The following is a 15166-nucleotide window of genomic DNA, read 5'->3' as shown; positions in this document are numbered from 1 at the left end:
ACGCCCGGCCATCGCCGCGCGACCGGAAGTGTACGCGGGGCACCTCACGCAACGCCCCCGCGCGGCCCGCCTCAACTCCCCGGCGTCACCAGCCCCGACTCGTACGCGAAGATCACGGCCTGCGCGCGGTCCCGCAGGTCCAGCTTGGCGAGGACCCGTCCGATGTGGGTCTTCACGGTCTGCTCGGCGAGCACCAGCCGGCCCGCGATCTCCTGGTTGGAGAGCCCGCGCGCGATCAGCTCCAGGACCTCGGTCTCCCGGGGCGTCAGCCCGTTCAGCCGGAGCGCCTGGCCGCTGCGGGAGGCTCCGGACGGGCGCTGGGCGGCGAAGTCCGCGATCAGCCGCCGGGTCACGGACGGCGCGAGCAGCGCGTCGCCCGCCGCCACCACCCGTACCGCCGCGATCAGGTCGGCCGGGGGCGCGTCCTTCAGGAGGAACCCGGACGCCCCGGCGCGCAGCGCCTCGTACACGTAGTCGTCCACGTCGAACGTGGTGAGCATCAGCACCTTCGGGCGGTGCACCACGCCGATCGGCGGGTCCAACAGGGCCCGGGCGGCCGCGAGTCCGTCCATCTCGGGCATCCTCACGTCCATCAGGACCACGTCGGGAAGCCGGTTGCGGCTGACCTCGATGCCCTGGCGGCCGTCCGGCGCCTCGCCCACCACGTCGATGTCGCTCTGCGCCGACAGCAGGGCCGCGAACCCTGCCCGCACCATGGCCTGGTCGTCGACGATGATCACGCGGATGGTCACGGGGAGTCCTCCGGAGCGGTGGGCGGGTCGGCGGGTACGGCAGGGGGCGCGGGCGGGGAAGGCGGTACGTCACCGGGGGCGGTCGGCCCGAGCGGAAGCCGGGCCGCGACCCGGAACCCGCCGTCCGGCAGCGGGCCGGTGTCCAGTGTGCCGCCGGTCAGCCGCACCCGCTCCCGCATCCCGACCAGACCGTGCCCCGTCCCGGACGTCTCCAGTGGGGAACCGGGTCTCGGGGAAGCGGAGTTGACCACCAGCACGGTCAGATGCCCGCCATCGGCCCGTACGGACACCCGGGTCGGGGCGCCCGGCGCGTGCCGCACCACGTTGGCGAGCGCCTCCTGCACGATCCGGTACGCGGACAGGTCCACGGCCGGCGGCACCTCGCCCAGCTCCGCCGCCAGCGCCAACTCCACCGGCAGGCCCGTGCGTACGGTCGCCTCCACCAACTGCTGCAGCCGGTCCAGACCGGGCTGCGGGGCCCGCTCGCCCGACGTACCGTCGCCGCGCAGCACCGTGAGTAGCCGCCGCATCTCCGCCAGCGACTCCCGGGCGCTCGCCGCGATCGAGGCGAACTCCTCCCGGGTCTCCTCCGAGAGCCCGGCCACCCGGTACGGGGCGGAGTCCGCCTGCACGGTGATCACGGACATGTGGTGCGCGACCACGTCGTGCAACTCCCGGGCGATCCGGGCGCGTTCCTCCAGCAGTGTGCGCCGGGCCCGCTCCTCCGCGCTGATGGTCTCCTGCTCGACCAGCCGCCGCTGCGCAACGCCCCGTTCCCGTACGGCCGCTCCGGCCATCAGCACCACCGCGCCGAGCACGAAGAGCAGCAGCGCACTCGCGTTCCCCCGGTCCGGCGCCAGCGCGTACAGCACCAGACCCGCCGCGCCCGTCGCCAGCCACACCGCCACCAGGGTCCGGCGGGTCTCCCGCAGCCCCAGCGCGAGCAGCACGAAGAGCTGGCCGACGATGACGGTCGGCGGCCACGGCCAGACGGTGTACGGGCCCGGGGGCTCGGCCAGCAGCGCCAGCGCTCCGGCGACCGAGGCGAGGAAGGTGACCCACCAGACCTGGAGGGGCCGGTGGGCGAGGAGCAGCAGAGGGAGTGTCTGGGCCACCGCGAGGGTGGCGGCCAGCGCGCCCGGCAGCCCCCGGTCGTGGGCCAGCACGTTGATGGTGACCGGCAGCAGCGCCGCCGTCAGGGCGAGCACGGCCGCGTACGGGATCATCCGCTGCCAGCGCCTCGGCGCGTCCGCCAGCAGCGGGGTGACCGGATGCGAGGGCGCCGACAGCCGGTCGACGAGCGCGCGCAGCCGGTCGCGGGCCGCGCGCGACGGCCCCCCGGCACGTGGTCCCTCGGCACGCGGTCCCTGGGCGGGTGGCTTCCCGGTCGGCGGCTTTCCGGCGGGCGGTGCCGGGGGCACGGACCCGGGGGAGCGGGGGGACTCGGGGGAATCAGGGGTCTCGGACATGGCCCGGCCAGCGTAGGCAGCCGACCGCCCCGCAGGCGTCATACCGGGGTGTCGGAGTGCGGCGGGCCGTGTCATACCGGGGTACGGGGTTGAGCGCCGCCCTCCCGGGTGGGGCGGGGCCTGACCCTGCTCCGAGCCTCCCCCGCTACAACTCCGCCAGCAGCTCCGCCTTCTTGGCGCTGAACTCCACGTCCGTCACCAGCCCCGCCTGATGCAGCTCGCCCAGGTGACGGATGCGCTCCGCGATGTCCGCCGGATCGCTCCGCACCGCGCCGACCGGCACCAGCGAGGTCGGTACGGGGACGGAGGGCCTGCGGCGCGCCGACTCCAGGACCGCCGCCGCGAACGGCAACGACTCGTGGACCGGGCCGTACCCCAGGCCGAAGAGCACGGCCGCCGGGTCCTGGTCCGCCTGCGTGGGCCGCTCCGGGGCCGCGCCGCCGGGCACCTCGCCGGTCACGGCGCAGCTGGTGGAGAGGACGCCCGGTTGCGCGGTGACGGCAGCGGACGCGTCGGACGGACGCGTCAGCAGCCGCAGATACCCCTCGAAGGCCTCCGGGGAACGCCACTCCACCCCGGTCACCCGCTCCACCGGGAACGTCTGGTCGCCCGCCCGCCACTTCGCGCTGGACGCACCCGTCCACGACCAGCGGAAGGAGACCCGCTCCCCGTCGAAGCTGGCCCGCCCGTCGTACGCCTTGAACTGCAGCGGCCCCTGGGGCGCCGCGACCAGGAAGCGGTCCGCCGGCTCCCCGGCCCCGGGGCCCAGCAGGGCCCGCATCTCGTCCCGGTAGTACTCGGCGAGGGTCTCCCGGTCGGCGGGCAGGACCAGGCGGTACGGATCGCAGCCCTCCTTCAACTGCCCGGCCGCCGCCTCCATCAGAGGGTCGGCCCCCGGTCTCGGCGAGGCGTGCAGAACCACCGTGCCCCGCTTGCCCGGAGACAGACCGACCGCCGACAGCGCCGCATACGGAATGCGTCGCTCCCGCAGGCTCTGGAAGAGCTTCGGCGTACGGATGCCCCGTTCGAAGCGGATGAGCACGGAGTCGGTGTCGAACTCCCAGGTGGCATGAATTCCGGCCAGCACATCACCCATGTGCCTCATCGTATGCGGCCCTCGCTCGTACGTCGCCCCTTCGCGTCAGCCCCGATTCACCGAGCTTCCGCATGATCTACGCGCGTCAGACATCTGTTCCACCGGAAATACCGCTGAGACAGGCGCGATCGGTCGATGCGCAGCCGACCGTCGTATATGAGCCGACTCCGATCGCGGCGAAGTTGCGCAGACTCTCCGTACCCGGCTCGAAGTAACCGCTGTGGCCCACCGCTTCGCCCGCCGAGACGATCCGCGCCCCGAACTCCGGGTCCACCGGATCGGCACCGTGCCCCAGCCCGCCGACCTCCAGGTTGGGCACGTCCGCGATCCAGTCGTCCTCGTCGCGCATCGCCCACACCCGGGCCCGCGTGCCCAGCGCCGCCGCGCTCGCGGACCGCATCCCGGGACTCCCGGCCACGGCGATGTCGGTGACCCGGGACGGCAGACGGTGCGCCGCGACCCCGCACACCACGGAACCGTAGCTGTGGCAGACCAGCGAGACGGTGGCCTTCCCCGGCAGGGCGGCCACCAGCGCGTTCAGCCGCAGCGCGCCCTGGGTGGCGAGCCCGCCGAGGACGGCGTCCATGCCGATCCCGGCCGGGGCGGTGTAGTCGGCCCAGGCGATGACCGCCGTACGCGCGTCGGGCCGGGCGTCCCGCTCCGCGGCGTACAGGGACTTCGCCATGCCGACCGGTGCGCTGTACGGGCGGTTCTCCCGCTCCAGCGTGGTCAGCTGGGTGTCCACGCCCGGGACCACGACGGAGACCCGCCGGGCCCGGTCGAGATCGCCGAAGACCTCGGCCGCGCGGCCCCGCCCCGAGGGGTCGAAGGAGAGGATCTGCCGGTCGCCGGAGAGCATCGCGCGGAAGCGCTCCAGCCGCAGCCGCGCCTCGGTCCGCCCGTCGAAGGAGAGCCCGGGATCGTGTGTCCGGCGCTGCTCCACCGCCTCGGCGTCGCGCAGCGCGTGCCGGTTCGCGTGGTAACGCAGAGCGACCGGGACTCCGTTGAGGTTGCCGACCACGAGCGAGTGGTGATCGGCCAGCGAGAGCTGGTCCGCGGCGGACAGCGAGGCGAAGAAGCGCGCGATCACCGAGACCGGCGCGTCCAGCGCGGGAACGGGCCGGCCTCTCGCCCGGGCATGCGTCCAGGCGGCCAACGCGCGCTCGCGTGGCTCGTCGGAGGGCTGATGGCGTACGGCGGTCCACCCGGTGGTCGCCAGCATCACGAACACGACGGCTATGGCGAGCAGCGCGCGCCATGCGGTCAGAGTGGGGGAGGTGTCGAAGGAGGGATTCACTGCGGGACACCCTAGGAGACGGGTGCCGGGCAGCGGAGTCCGGGTGACATACCTCACCCGGGGGAGGGGTTTGTAGACCGATTTTCTTACGTTCCGTAGTCACGGAGGGCGCGCAGCGTGGATCGGGCGCCGGGGTGGTGCGCCCGGGTGGTGTGCCGGATCGGCGCGCGGGGGTGGCGCGCCCCAGCGGTGCGCGAGGGACGGCGCGCCGGGTGGGTTCCGCCCGGCAGCCGTCCGGCGGGTAGGCCCGCGTTACCGACCGCTCACGCCCCGCCCCGCCGGGACCGCCCCGAAGCGACGGCACCGACGGCCACGAGGGGCGCCGGGGCCGTGAGCGGCGGCGGTGGGGGTACGGGGGTGGCGGGCCGGGTCCGGGGCGCGCTGCCGTCCCCCGGACCGGGCACGCGCCAGCCGGCGGCGAGCGTCGGGCCGAGCAGGTCCAGGTGGCGTTCGGCCAGGGCGCGCAGCGAGGCCAGGGTGCCGTCGCCGGAGCGGCCCCACAGCTGCCCGGTGACCCGCATCGTCCCGGAGAACGCGGCGACCGCCACCCGGGGGCGCGGGTCGGCGTCCACGTCCAGGCCCTCCCGTCCGGCGATCACCGCGGCGACCTCCTCCTCCATGGCGATGCACCGGCGCATGTGCGTCGCCAGCAGCGTCGGCTGGGACTCGATCATCCGGAACGTCCGTACGTGCAGCTCCACCGTGGCCTCGGGCGGATCGGAGCGCTCCAGCGCGTCCCAGGCGTGGAACACGGCCTGCCGCATCGCTTCGAGCGGCGGCTCCTGGGCCGGACGCTGCCGCAACTCCGCCAGGAAACGCGCCTCCACCAGGTCCTGGGTGGCGAAGACGACGTCCTCCTTGCTCGCGAAGTACCGGAAGAACGTGCGCTGGGAGACCTTGACCGCCTCCACGATCCCGTCCACCGTGGTCCGTTCGTACCCCTGGGTGGTGAAGAGTTCGAGCGCGGCGTGGAGCAGCGCGTCCCGGGTGCGCTGCTTCTTGCGCTCGCGCAACCCGACCGCGCACTCAGGGCGCCGGAACAACCCCGCCGCCCTGCTGCGCTGTTCGCGCTCCACCACCGTGGCCTGCGCGTTCTCGCGCGGCGCCCCGACCCGTCGGCGCCTCGCCGGACCTTCTGTCACGTGCTGTCCCTCTCCCGTCGCCCGCCCGTACCGGCTCCACTGTGAGCCACCCGACAGTTACCGGTTGGCGAATTGGTTGGTCAACTGTCAGTCGCTGTCACTATTCTGCCGGACATGACTAGTCAGACCTCCGTCGAGAAGGCTTCGCGGGAGCCCGCGGACATATCAGTTCCCGCGCCCACCAAGGGACTTCGTGGCCATCCCTGGCTGACGCTGTTCGCCGTCGCCATCGGCGTGATGATGGTCGCGCTCGACGGCACGATCGTCGCCATCGCCAACCCCGCCATCCAGAAGGACCTCAACGCCTCCCTCGCGGACGTCCAGTGGATCACGAACGGCTACATGCTGGCGCTCGCGGTCTCGCTGATCACCGCGGGCAAGCTCGGTGACCGCTTCGGCCACCGCCAGACGTTCCTCATCGGCGTCGTCGGCTTCGCCGCGGCGTCCGGGGCCATCGGTCTCTCCTCCAGCGTCACGTTCGTGATCGTCTTCCGGGTGCTCCAGGGCCTGTTCGGCGCCCTGCTGATGCCCGCGGCGCTCGGCCTGCTGCGTGCCACCTTCCCCGCCGAGAAGCTCAACATGGCCATCGGTATCTGGGGCATGGTCATCGGCGCCTCCACCGCGGGCGGCCCGATCCTCGGCGGCGTGCTCGTCGAGCACGTCAGCTGGCAGTCCGTCTTCTTCATCAACGTGCCGGTCGGTGTGATCGCCCTCGTGCTCGGCGTGCTGATCCTCAAGGACCACCGCGCCGAGAACGCGCCCCGCTCCTTCGACATCGGCGGCATCGTCCTGCTCTCGCTGGCGATGTTCAGTCTCATCTGGGCGCTCATCAAGGGTGCCGCGTGGGGCTGGGGCGACGTCAAGACGATCGGCTTCCTCGTCGCGGCGGTCGTCCTCTTCGTGGCCTTCGCGCTCGTCCAGACGCGCGTCCGCGAGCCGCTGATCCCGCTCGCGATGTTCAGGTCCGTCCCGCTGTCGGCGGGCGCGATCCTGATGGTGCTGATGGCCTTCGCCTTCATGGGCGGCCTGTTCTTCGTCACGTTCTACCTCCAGAACGTGCACGGCATGAGCCCGGTCGACAGCGGTCTCCACCTGCTCCCGCTGACCGCCATGATGATCGTCGCCTCGCCGCTCGCCGGCGCCCTGATCACCAAGTTCGGTCCACGGGTCCCGCTGGTCGGCGGCATGGTGTGCACCGCCGTCGCCTGCTTCGGCATGTCGCAGCTGACCATCGGTACGGGCACGCTGACCATGTCGATCTGGTTCGCGCTGCTGGGCCTCGGGCTCGCCCCCGTCATGGTCGGCGCCACCGAGGTCATCGTCGGCAACGCCCCGATGGAGCTGTCCGGCGTCGCCGGTGGCCTCCAGCAGGCGGGCATGCAGGTCGGCGGCAGCCTCGGCACGGCCGTCCTCGGCGCCGTGATGGCCGCCCGGGTCGACTCCCTGCTGCCGGGCAACTGGGCGGACGCCGGTCTTCCCAAGACGTCCGGGGAGCAGCTCTCGCAGGCGTCCTCGGCCATCGAGGTCGGCATGCCGCCCATCGCCCCGAACACCCCGCCGGAGATCGCCGCGAAGATCACCGCGGTCGCGCATGACACTTTCGTGTCAGGTATGAGCACCGCGTTCGTGGTGGCCGGCTGTGTCGCCGTGGTCGCCGCGGTGGTGGCCCTCTTCACCAAGCGCGGCGACAACGCCGAGGCCGGTGCCGGAGTCGGCCACATCTGACCCCTCCCGCCCCGGCGCAACCGCGTCGACCCGCGTCCGCACAGCCCCGCCGGTCCGAACCGGCGGGGCTGTCGCGCAGGTGGTGTCCGGCGGATCACGGCAGGACACCACCTATCCGGGTGGTCCCGCCGCGAACCCCTTCCCCGGGCAGGTTGCGGCAGGTCAAGGTCAGGCCAAGAGAACCGCACGACCACGGGGTTGATCCACCATGCGCAAGACCGTCATCGCGGCCGTCCTGGCCGCCACCGCTCTCGTTCCCGCCGCCTCGGCCGTAGCTCCGGCCGCCACGCCCACCGCGTCCGCGGGTACGTACACCACCGTCACGACCACCAGCACCGCCGGGACTGCCACCAGCACCGCCGGGACTGCCACCAGCACCGCCGGGGCCGCCGCGGCCGCGCCCGGCCGTGCGTCGGGGGTCCGTCTCGGGGAGTGCGCGGCCGGCCAGCTCTGCCTCTGGAAGAAGCCGGACTTCACCGGCGGGCGGCTGACCCGGGACCTGTCCGCAGTCGACATCGAGAGCTGCGTCCCGCTGCCGGCCGGAAGCGACGCGCAGTCCTTCGCCAACCGCACCGGCCGCAACATCACCCTCTACCAGTCGGCCGAATGCGGTGAGACAGGGGAGTTCGAGACCTACCCCGGACCGGGCACCTGGGTCCCGCGCTCCCCGTACCAGGTACGGGCGTTCAAGATCTGGGAGAACTGACCGCGCGGGGCGGCCGACGGCCGACCCGCTGACCCGGTGACCGGCCGGAGGGCGGAGGCGTGCGAGGCCTCCGCCCTCCGGAGCCCACACGTGACACACGGTCACCACGGAGCGCGGACGCCGCCGGAGGACGCCGGTGATCAGCCCATGGGCCCGGTAGCTCTGCGAAGTTGTTCTGTCAGATGCGTTGACGAAATCTTCGGGGTACATCTAGCTTCATCGCGTCGTACTTCGTACGTCATATATGAGACGCGATACGCGAGATGCGAGAGCCCTTCATGACGTTTGCGCCCACCCCGATCCCGTCCAGAACGCAGTTCGTGCTGGAAGCGATCAAACACGCGATCCTGACGGCCCGGCTGCGGCCGGGGCAGGCGCTCGTCGAAACCGAACTCGCCGCACAGTTCGGGGTGTCGAAGACGCCGGTACGCGAAGCCCTGAAGACACTCGCCGGTACCGGGCTCGTCGTGATGAGCCAGTACAAGGGTGCCACCGTCCGGCTCGTGGACGCCGGAATGGCGCGCGAGGTCTACGACGTACGGCTGCTCCTGGAGCCGGAGGCGCTGCGCCGGACGATCACCTGCCGGGCCTCCCTGGACGCGGCCCAAGAGGCCCTGGAACGCGCCGACTCGGCGCCCGACAAGGCCGAACGCTCGCTGGCCAACCGGGACTTCCACCGCGCCCTCTACCTCTCCTGCGGCAACCCGCTGCTGGGCCGGATGCTCGACGAGGTCCGCGACCAGGCGGCGCTCGTCTCCACCGTGGCGTGGGCGAGCAACCCGTCCTGGGAGCGAGAGGCGGCCGAGCACCGGGAGATCCTGCGGCTCGCGCTCGCCGCCGACGCGGCCGGGGCCGCCGCCGCCCTCCACGACCACATCGCGTCCTTCGTCCGCCGCGCCTTCCCGGCCGGTGAACCCGCCGGGGCGCACACCGCCCCGAGCCCCGTGACCACGGGCTGACCCCCCTCCTGCCTCCCTGTTCTTCCTGCCTTTTCTGCCTTTTCTGCCTTTTCTGCATGCCGAGCCACACCGCTACTGAAGTACCGAGAGAGTGGAGCCGACGATGAAGATCTCGAAGACGCACCGGGCGCGCGCGGCGGCGGCGATGTCCCTCACGGCGGTCCTCGCCCTGACCGTCACCGGCTGCGGTGACGACGGCAGCGGGTTCGCCGGGGGCGGGGGTGCCGAGGGCGACGGCAAGGGGAAGATCGTCTTCTGGGACAACAACGGCGGTGTGCGCACCGACATATGGAAGGCGGTCATCGCCGACTTCGAGAAGGAGAACCCGGGCATCGAGGTCCAGTACGTCGGGGTGGCGGCCACCGAGATCCAGACCAAGTACGACAACGCCATCCAGGGCGGCGGACTGCCGGACGTCGGAGGCGTCGGTGCCGCGATGCTCGCCGGGCTCGCCGCCCAGGGCTCGCTGGAGCCCCTGGAGGACCGGAGCGCGGAATCCTCGCTCGACGGCAGGCTCAACCCGGGCATGGTCGAGGCGATGAAGGCGGCGGGTGGCTCCGAGAAGCACACCTACAACGTCCCGATCTCCGCCAACAACGGGGTTCTCTACTACCGCACCGACCTCTTCAAGAAGGCCGGTCTGGCCGCGCCGACGACCTGGGACGACTTCTACAAAGCGGCCGAGAAGCTGAGCGACCCCAAGAAGAATCGTTTCGGCTACACCATCCGCGGCGGCGCCGGCTCCATCGCGCAGGCCATGGACGCCATGTACGGGCAGTCCGGCATCACGTCCTTCTGGGACGCGAAGAACGAGAAGACCACCCTCAACGACCCCCGGAACGTCGCCGCCCTGGAGAAGTACGCCGGCCTCTACAAGAAGGTCACGCCCTCCGCCGACCTCAACAACGACTTCATCAAGATGGTCGCCCAGTACGACTCCGGCACCATCGGCATGGTCAACCACAACCTCGGCTCGTACCAGGACCATGTGACCGCCCTCGGCACGGACAAGTTCCGGGGCATCCCGCAGCCGATCGGCGCGGGCGGCAAGCGGGTCCAGGTCTCCAACCCCGTCGACGGACTCGGCCTCTTCAAGAGCTCCGAACACAAGGCCGCCGCGTGGAAGTTCATCGAGTACGCCGCCTCCCACGCGGCCAACTCGAAGTTCAACGAGCAGGCGGGCCTGATCCCGGCCAACAACGAGGCCGCCAAGGACCCCTGGGTCTCCCGCGCCGAGCCCACCGCCCTCGCGGCCGAGGCGCTCACCGACGGCTCGACCGTCACCGTGCAGCTGCCGTACTACCTGCCGGACTGGAACGGCATCAGCAAGGCCGACAACGAGCCCGAGCTGCAGAAGGTCCTGCTCGGCCGGACCTCGGCCAAGGCGTTCCTCGACAAGATGGCCGGTGAGCTGAACGACGCCCAGGCGGAGTGGAAGGAACAGCAGCCCGCCGTCTGAGCAGCCGCCGTCTGAGCAGCCGCCGTCCGAGCAGCCCGCCGTCCGAGCAGCCGCCGTCCGGGCAACGCGCCCACAGAAGGACCCGCGGGCCTGACCCCCGCGAAAACCGCCGGCCGGCCCCGGGCGTACCCGGGACCGGCCGGCGGAGTGAGTCGGGGCCCCCCGTCTCAGGCGTCGCCGCCCGCCGCACCCGGGTCGGCAGCCGCCACGTCCAGCAGCTCGTACCGGTCGACCGCCGTCTTCAGCGCCGAGCGGTCGATCCGCCCCTCCTTGGCCAGTTCCGTGAGGACCGCCAGCACGATCGACTGCGCGTCGATGTGGAAGAACCGGCGGGCGGCTCCGCGGGTGTCCGCGAAACCGAAACCGTCCGCGCCCAGCGACTGGTACGCGCCGGGCACCCAGCGGGAGATCTGGTCCGGAACCGAACGCATCCAGTCCGAAACCGCCACGAACGGCCCTTCGGACCCGGAGAGCTTCCGCGTCACGTACGGGACGCGCTGCTCCTCCTCCGGGTGGAGCAGGTTGTACCGCTCCGTCTCCACGGCATCGCGGCGCAGCTCGTTCCAGCTGGTCGCCGACCAGACGTCGGCCCGGACGTTCCACTCCTCGGCGAGGACGCGCTGCGCCTCCAGTGCCCACGGGACCGCCACACCGGACGCCAGGATCTGCGCCGGGATCTGCCCCTGCTCACCGCGCCGGAAACGGTGGACACCCGCCAGGATGCCCTCCACGTCCACGTCTGCGGGCTCGGCCGGGTGCTGGATCGGCTCGTTGTAGACGGTGAGGTAGTAGAAGACGTCCTCGCTGTTCTCGCCGTACATCCGGCGCAGCCCGTCCCTGACGATGTGCGCGATCTCGAACCCGTACGCCGGGTCGTAGGCCACGCACGCCGGGTTGGTCGAGGCGAGCAGCTGCGAGTGGCCGTCCGCGTGCTGGAGCCCCTCGCCGGTCAGGGTCGTACGCCCGGCGGTCGCACCCAGAACGAAACCGCGCGCGAGCTGGTCGGCCATCTGCCAGAACTGGTCACCGGTGCGCTGGAACCCGAACATCGAGTAGAAGACGTACACCGGGATCAGCGGCTCGCCGTGCGTGGCGTAGGACGAACCCGCCGCGATCAGCGAGGCCGTGCAGCCCGCCTCGGAGATGCCGTCGTGCAGCATCTGCCCGGTCGGCGACTCCTTGTAGGCGAGCAGGAGTTCGCGGTCCACCGCCTCGTACTGCTGCCCCAGCGGGTTGTAGATCTTCGCGCTCGGGAAGAACGCGTCCATGCCGAAGGTGCGGTACTCGTCGGGCGCGATCAGCACGAAGCGCCTGCCGATCTCCTTGTCCCGCATGAGGTCCTTCAGGATGCGGACGAACGCCATCGTGGTGGCGATCGACTGCTGCCCCGAACCCTTCTTCGCAGCCGCGTAGGTCTTCTCCTCCGGCAGCGGCAGTGGCTTCGCGCGGACCACCCGGGTCGGCACGTAACCGCCCAGGCTCTCCCGCCGGTCGTGCATGTACTGGATCTCCTCGGAGTCCCGGCCCGGGTGGTAGTAGGGCGGGTACCCCTCGTCCAGCCGCTTGTCCGTGATCGGGATGTGCAGCCGGTCGCGGAACCTCTTCAGGTCCTCGACGGTGAGCTTCTTCATCTGGTGGGTCGCGTTGCGGCCCTCGAAGTTCGGCCCCAGCGTCCAGCCCTTGACCGTCTGCGCCAGGATCACCGTCGGCTGGCCCTGGTGCGCCTTGGCCGCCGCGTACGCCGCGTAGACCTTCTTGTGGTCGTGCCCGCCGCGCCCCAGGTGCAGGATCTGCTCGTCGGACATGTCCTTGACCATGTCCCGCAGCCGCTGGTCGCCACCGAAGAAGTGCTCGCGGATGTACGCGCCCGTCTCGGTGGCGTACGTCTGGAACTGGCCGTCCGGCGTGGTGTTCAGCTTGTTGACCAGGATGCCCGTGCGGTCCTGCGCGAGCAGCGGGTCCCAGGTGCGGTCCCAGACCAGCTTGATCACGTTCCAGCCGGCACCCCGGAACTGCGACTCCAGCTCCTGGATGATCTTGCCGTTGCCGCGCACCGGGCCGTCGAGCCGCTGGAGGTTGCAGTTGACGACGAAGGTGAGGTTGTCCAGGCCCTCGCGGGCGGCGATGGACAGCTGGCCGAGCGACTCCGGCTCGTCCATCTCGCCGTCGCCGAGATACGCCCAGACGTGCGACTTCGAGGTGTCTGCGATGCCGCGCGCCTCCAGGTAGCGGTTCATCCGCGCCTGGTAGATCGCGCCGAGCGGACCGAGCCCCATCGACACCGTCGGGAACTCCCAGAAGTCCGGCATGAGCCGGGGGTGCGGGTAGCTCGAGAGCCCGTTCGGCGCCTTCGACTTCTCCTGGCGGAACGCGTCGAGCTGCGCCTCGCTCAGCCGGTCCAGCAGGAACGCGCGGGCGTAGATGCCCGGCGAGGCGTGCCCCTGGAAGAAGATCTGGTCGCCGCCGTCGCCCTCGTCCTTGCCCCGGAAGAAGTGGTTGAAGCCCACGTCGTAGAGCGAGGCGGAGGAGGCGAACGTGGCGATGTGACCACCGACACCGATCCCGGGACGCTGGGCCCGCGAGACCATCACGGCGGCGTTCCAGCGGGTCGCGTTGAGAACCTTGCGCTCGATCTCCTCGTCGCCGGGGAAGAAGGGCTCGTCCTTCGTGGCGATCGTGTTGACGTAGTCGGTACTGCGCATCTCCGGAACGGCCACACGCTTCTCGCGTGCCCGTTCGATGAGGCGGAGCATCAGATAGCGGGCCCGCTCATGGCCGCGCTCGTCCACGGCGGCGTCGAGCGAGTCCAGCCATTCCTGGGTCTCCTCGGGATCGAAATCCGGGACCTGGCTGGGAAGGCCGCCAATGATGATCGGGTTGCGATCGGATCCGGAAGCCACACTGTTCCTTCGCTGTTCGGTGCTGCTACGGGGTCTGCTGCAGGTCTGCTGCGAGGCCGATCCGTCGGGGCGCGCAACCTCGCGGCGTCTCCGACGTCCGCGGAATCGCCACCTTCCATCGTGTACCGCCGGGACCCGTACGTCACCTCTACCGCACGGTAACCAGCGGGTTACCGGACACCCGTCCGGGGCAGTAGCCGTAAGGCGGAACAAGGGCGTCCTACCAAATCGCAACCATACGCCCAAGCCGTCCAAGCGTTCCCAAACGCTGTACGGCGGCGAATGCCGGAGCGAAACGGCATAAGCTGAGGAAGGACGTATACGGACCGGTGCTCTCGGCACCCCGGCGCGGACCGGCCGGAAGTTGCGGCGACGTGGCAGGGAACGTCACCGTTTAGGCGGTCTGGGGCGCCGGGTACTTGCGCGATTCGCCGAGCCCGTGTGGACTACGGCCAGCGCCGCGCGTACGCGCGTGGCTGAAGCATTTTCCGAAACATGATCAGGAGGCAACCCGTGAGCGCGACCGCGGACCACGCGGAGGAGCGGACCAACCTGGCTGAACGGCTGGGGTTCGAACCCGGTCAGGTGGTCCAGGAGATCGGCTACGACGACGACGTCGAGCTGGAGCTCCGTGAGGGTATTGAGGCCACCATCGGTGGGGAACTCGTCGACGAGGACTACGACGACGTCGCAGACGTCGTCGTGCTGTGGTTCCGTGACGAGGACGGCGACCTTACGGACGCGCTGGTGGATGCCATCGGCCTGATCGAGGACGGCGGTACGGTCTGGCTGATGACGCCGAAGACCGGCCGTGACGGATACGTCGAACCCAGCGACATCAGCGATGCCGCTCAGACCGCCGGTCTCTCCCAGACCAAGAGCATCAGCGCGGGCAAGGACTGGACGGGCAGCCGCCTGGTCACGCCCAAGGTGGCCAAGGCCAAGCGCTGAGCTCCTCCCGCACCACCCCGTAGTACCCGAAGGCCTCCGACGGCATCGCGCCGCCGGGGGCCTTCGTACGTCCGGCGCGGGCGCTGCGTAGGCTGGGCCACGGCTCCCGGCGGACCGGCCCGGGGGCGGCGACGCAAGCGAAGGGACACCCCCATGGCGATCGAGGTCGGCTCCCAGGCCCCCGCGTTCGAACTCAAGGACAACCACGGCCGGACGGTCACGCTGTCCGAGTTCCGCGGCGAGAAGAACGTCGTACTGCTCTTCTACCCGTTCGCCTTCACCGGCGTGTGCACCGGCGAGCTCTGCGCGCTCCGCGACGAGCTGCCCCGCTTCGAGAACGCCGACACCCAGCTCCTCGCCGTCTCCAACGACTCCATCCACACCCTGCGGGTCTTCGCCGAGCAGGAGGGCCTGGAGTACCCGCTGCTCTCCGACTTCTGGCCGCACGGCGAGGTCTCGCGCGCGTACGGCGTCTTCGACGAGGAGAAGGGCTGCGCGGTGCGTGGCACCTTCATCATCGACAAGGAGGGCGTGGTGCGCTGGAGCGTCGTCAACGGCCTGCCGGACGCGCGGGACCTGAAGGAGTACGTCAAGGCGCTCGAAGCCCTCTGAGCCCCTGCCGGAGGGCGGTGCGGCCGGGCTCCGGGGATGCTGCGGTGCCCGCCGGCAGCGACACCCGGACGTTCCCCTCCGAGAGCACTCCCATCGCC

The 15166-nt window shown here is 71.1% G+C and carries 11 protein-coding genes and 1 pseudogene; 6 read left to right on the top strand and 6 right to left on the bottom strand.

The window, feature by feature from the left end; genetic code table 11:
* Nucleotides 1–71 precede the first annotated feature (71 nt).
* The 5 genes and pseudogenes from ACWCSV_RS32775 to ACWCSV_RS32755 all read right to left on the bottom strand — a co-directional run.
* On the bottom strand, nt 72–752 hold the full coding sequence (locus tag ACWCSV_RS32775) for a response regulator (RefSeq protein WP_451148572.1): 681 nt from the start codon (nt 750–752) through the stop codon (nt 72–74).
* The gene (locus ACWCSV_RS32770; RefSeq protein WP_451148570.1) at nt 749–2221 is read right to left on the bottom strand and encodes a histidine kinase; all 1473 of its coding nucleotides are present in this window, start codon (nt 2219–2221) and stop codon (nt 749–751) included. Before ACWCSV_RS32770 ends, ACWCSV_RS32775 begins: the two co-directional genes overlap by 4 nt.
* A 145-nt stretch (nt 2222–2366) precedes the next feature.
* Nucleotides 2367–3317: a DUF4429 domain-containing protein gene (locus ACWCSV_RS32765; protein WP_451148568.1), complete on the bottom strand. Its 951-nt coding sequence runs from the start codon at nt 3315–3317 to the stop codon at nt 2367–2369.
* Nucleotides 3318–3402: 85 nt separating this feature from the next.
* On the bottom strand, nt 3403–4614 hold the full coding sequence (locus ACWCSV_RS32760) for an alpha/beta hydrolase (protein ID WP_451148566.1): 1212 nt from the start codon (nt 4612–4614) through the stop codon (nt 3403–3405).
* A 404-nt stretch (nt 4615–5018) separates the two neighbouring features.
* A pseudogene (locus tag ACWCSV_RS32755) lies at nt 5019–5657 on the bottom strand (TetR family transcriptional regulator); the annotation flags it as partial.
* A gap of 213 nt (nt 5658–5870) precedes the next feature.
* Between ACWCSV_RS32755 and ACWCSV_RS32750 the strand changes: the two are divergent.
* From ACWCSV_RS32750 to ACWCSV_RS32735, 4 genes are all read left to right on the top strand, one after another.
* The gene (locus ACWCSV_RS32750; protein WP_451148564.1) at nt 5871–7481 is read left to right on the top strand and encodes an MFS transporter; all 1611 of its coding nucleotides are present in this window, start codon (nt 5871–5873) and stop codon (nt 7479–7481) included.
* A gap of 208 nt (nt 7482–7689) precedes the next feature.
* Entirely contained in the window at nt 7690–8187 is a 498-nt protein-coding gene (locus ACWCSV_RS32745; RefSeq protein ID WP_451148562.1) for a peptidase inhibitor family I36 protein, read from the top strand.
* Between the two features lie 278 nt (nt 8188–8465).
* Nucleotides 8466–9146 (top strand): GntR family transcriptional regulator, encoded by a 681-nt coding sequence (locus tag ACWCSV_RS32740; RefSeq protein ID WP_451148560.1) that lies wholly within the window; start codon nt 8466–8468, stop codon nt 9144–9146.
* A gap of 103 nt (nt 9147–9249) precedes the next feature.
* Nucleotides 9250–10605, top strand: a complete 1356-nt coding sequence (locus tag ACWCSV_RS32735) for an ABC transporter substrate-binding protein (RefSeq protein WP_451148558.1) — start codon at nt 9250–9252, stop codon at nt 10603–10605.
* A gap of 167 nt (nt 10606–10772) precedes the next feature.
* On the opposite strand, the gene aceE is transcribed toward ACWCSV_RS32735, so the two are convergent.
* Nucleotides 10773–13505, bottom strand: a complete 2733-nt coding sequence (gene aceE / locus ACWCSV_RS32730) for a pyruvate dehydrogenase (acetyl-transferring), homodimeric type (RefSeq protein WP_451148556.1) — start codon at nt 13503–13505, stop codon at nt 10773–10775.
* Between the two features lie 513 nt (nt 13506–14018).
* Between aceE and ACWCSV_RS32725 the strand changes: the two genes are divergently transcribed.
* Both ACWCSV_RS32725 and ACWCSV_RS32720 read left to right on the top strand, forming a co-directional pair.
* Nucleotides 14019–14456, top strand: a complete 438-nt coding sequence (locus tag ACWCSV_RS32725; RefSeq protein WP_451015322.1) for a DUF3052 domain-containing protein — start codon at nt 14019–14021, stop codon at nt 14454–14456.
* Between the two features lie 153 nt (nt 14457–14609).
* Nucleotides 14610–15068: a peroxiredoxin gene (locus ACWCSV_RS32720; protein WP_451148554.1), complete on the top strand. Its 459-nt coding sequence runs from the start codon at nt 14610–14612 to the stop codon at nt 15066–15068.
* The last annotated feature ends 98 nt before the right edge of the window (nt 15069–15166 follow it).

This window comes from Streptomyces sp. NPDC001770, from assembly GCF_053596135.1.
This window is presented reverse-complemented; position numbering and strand designations above follow the sequence as displayed.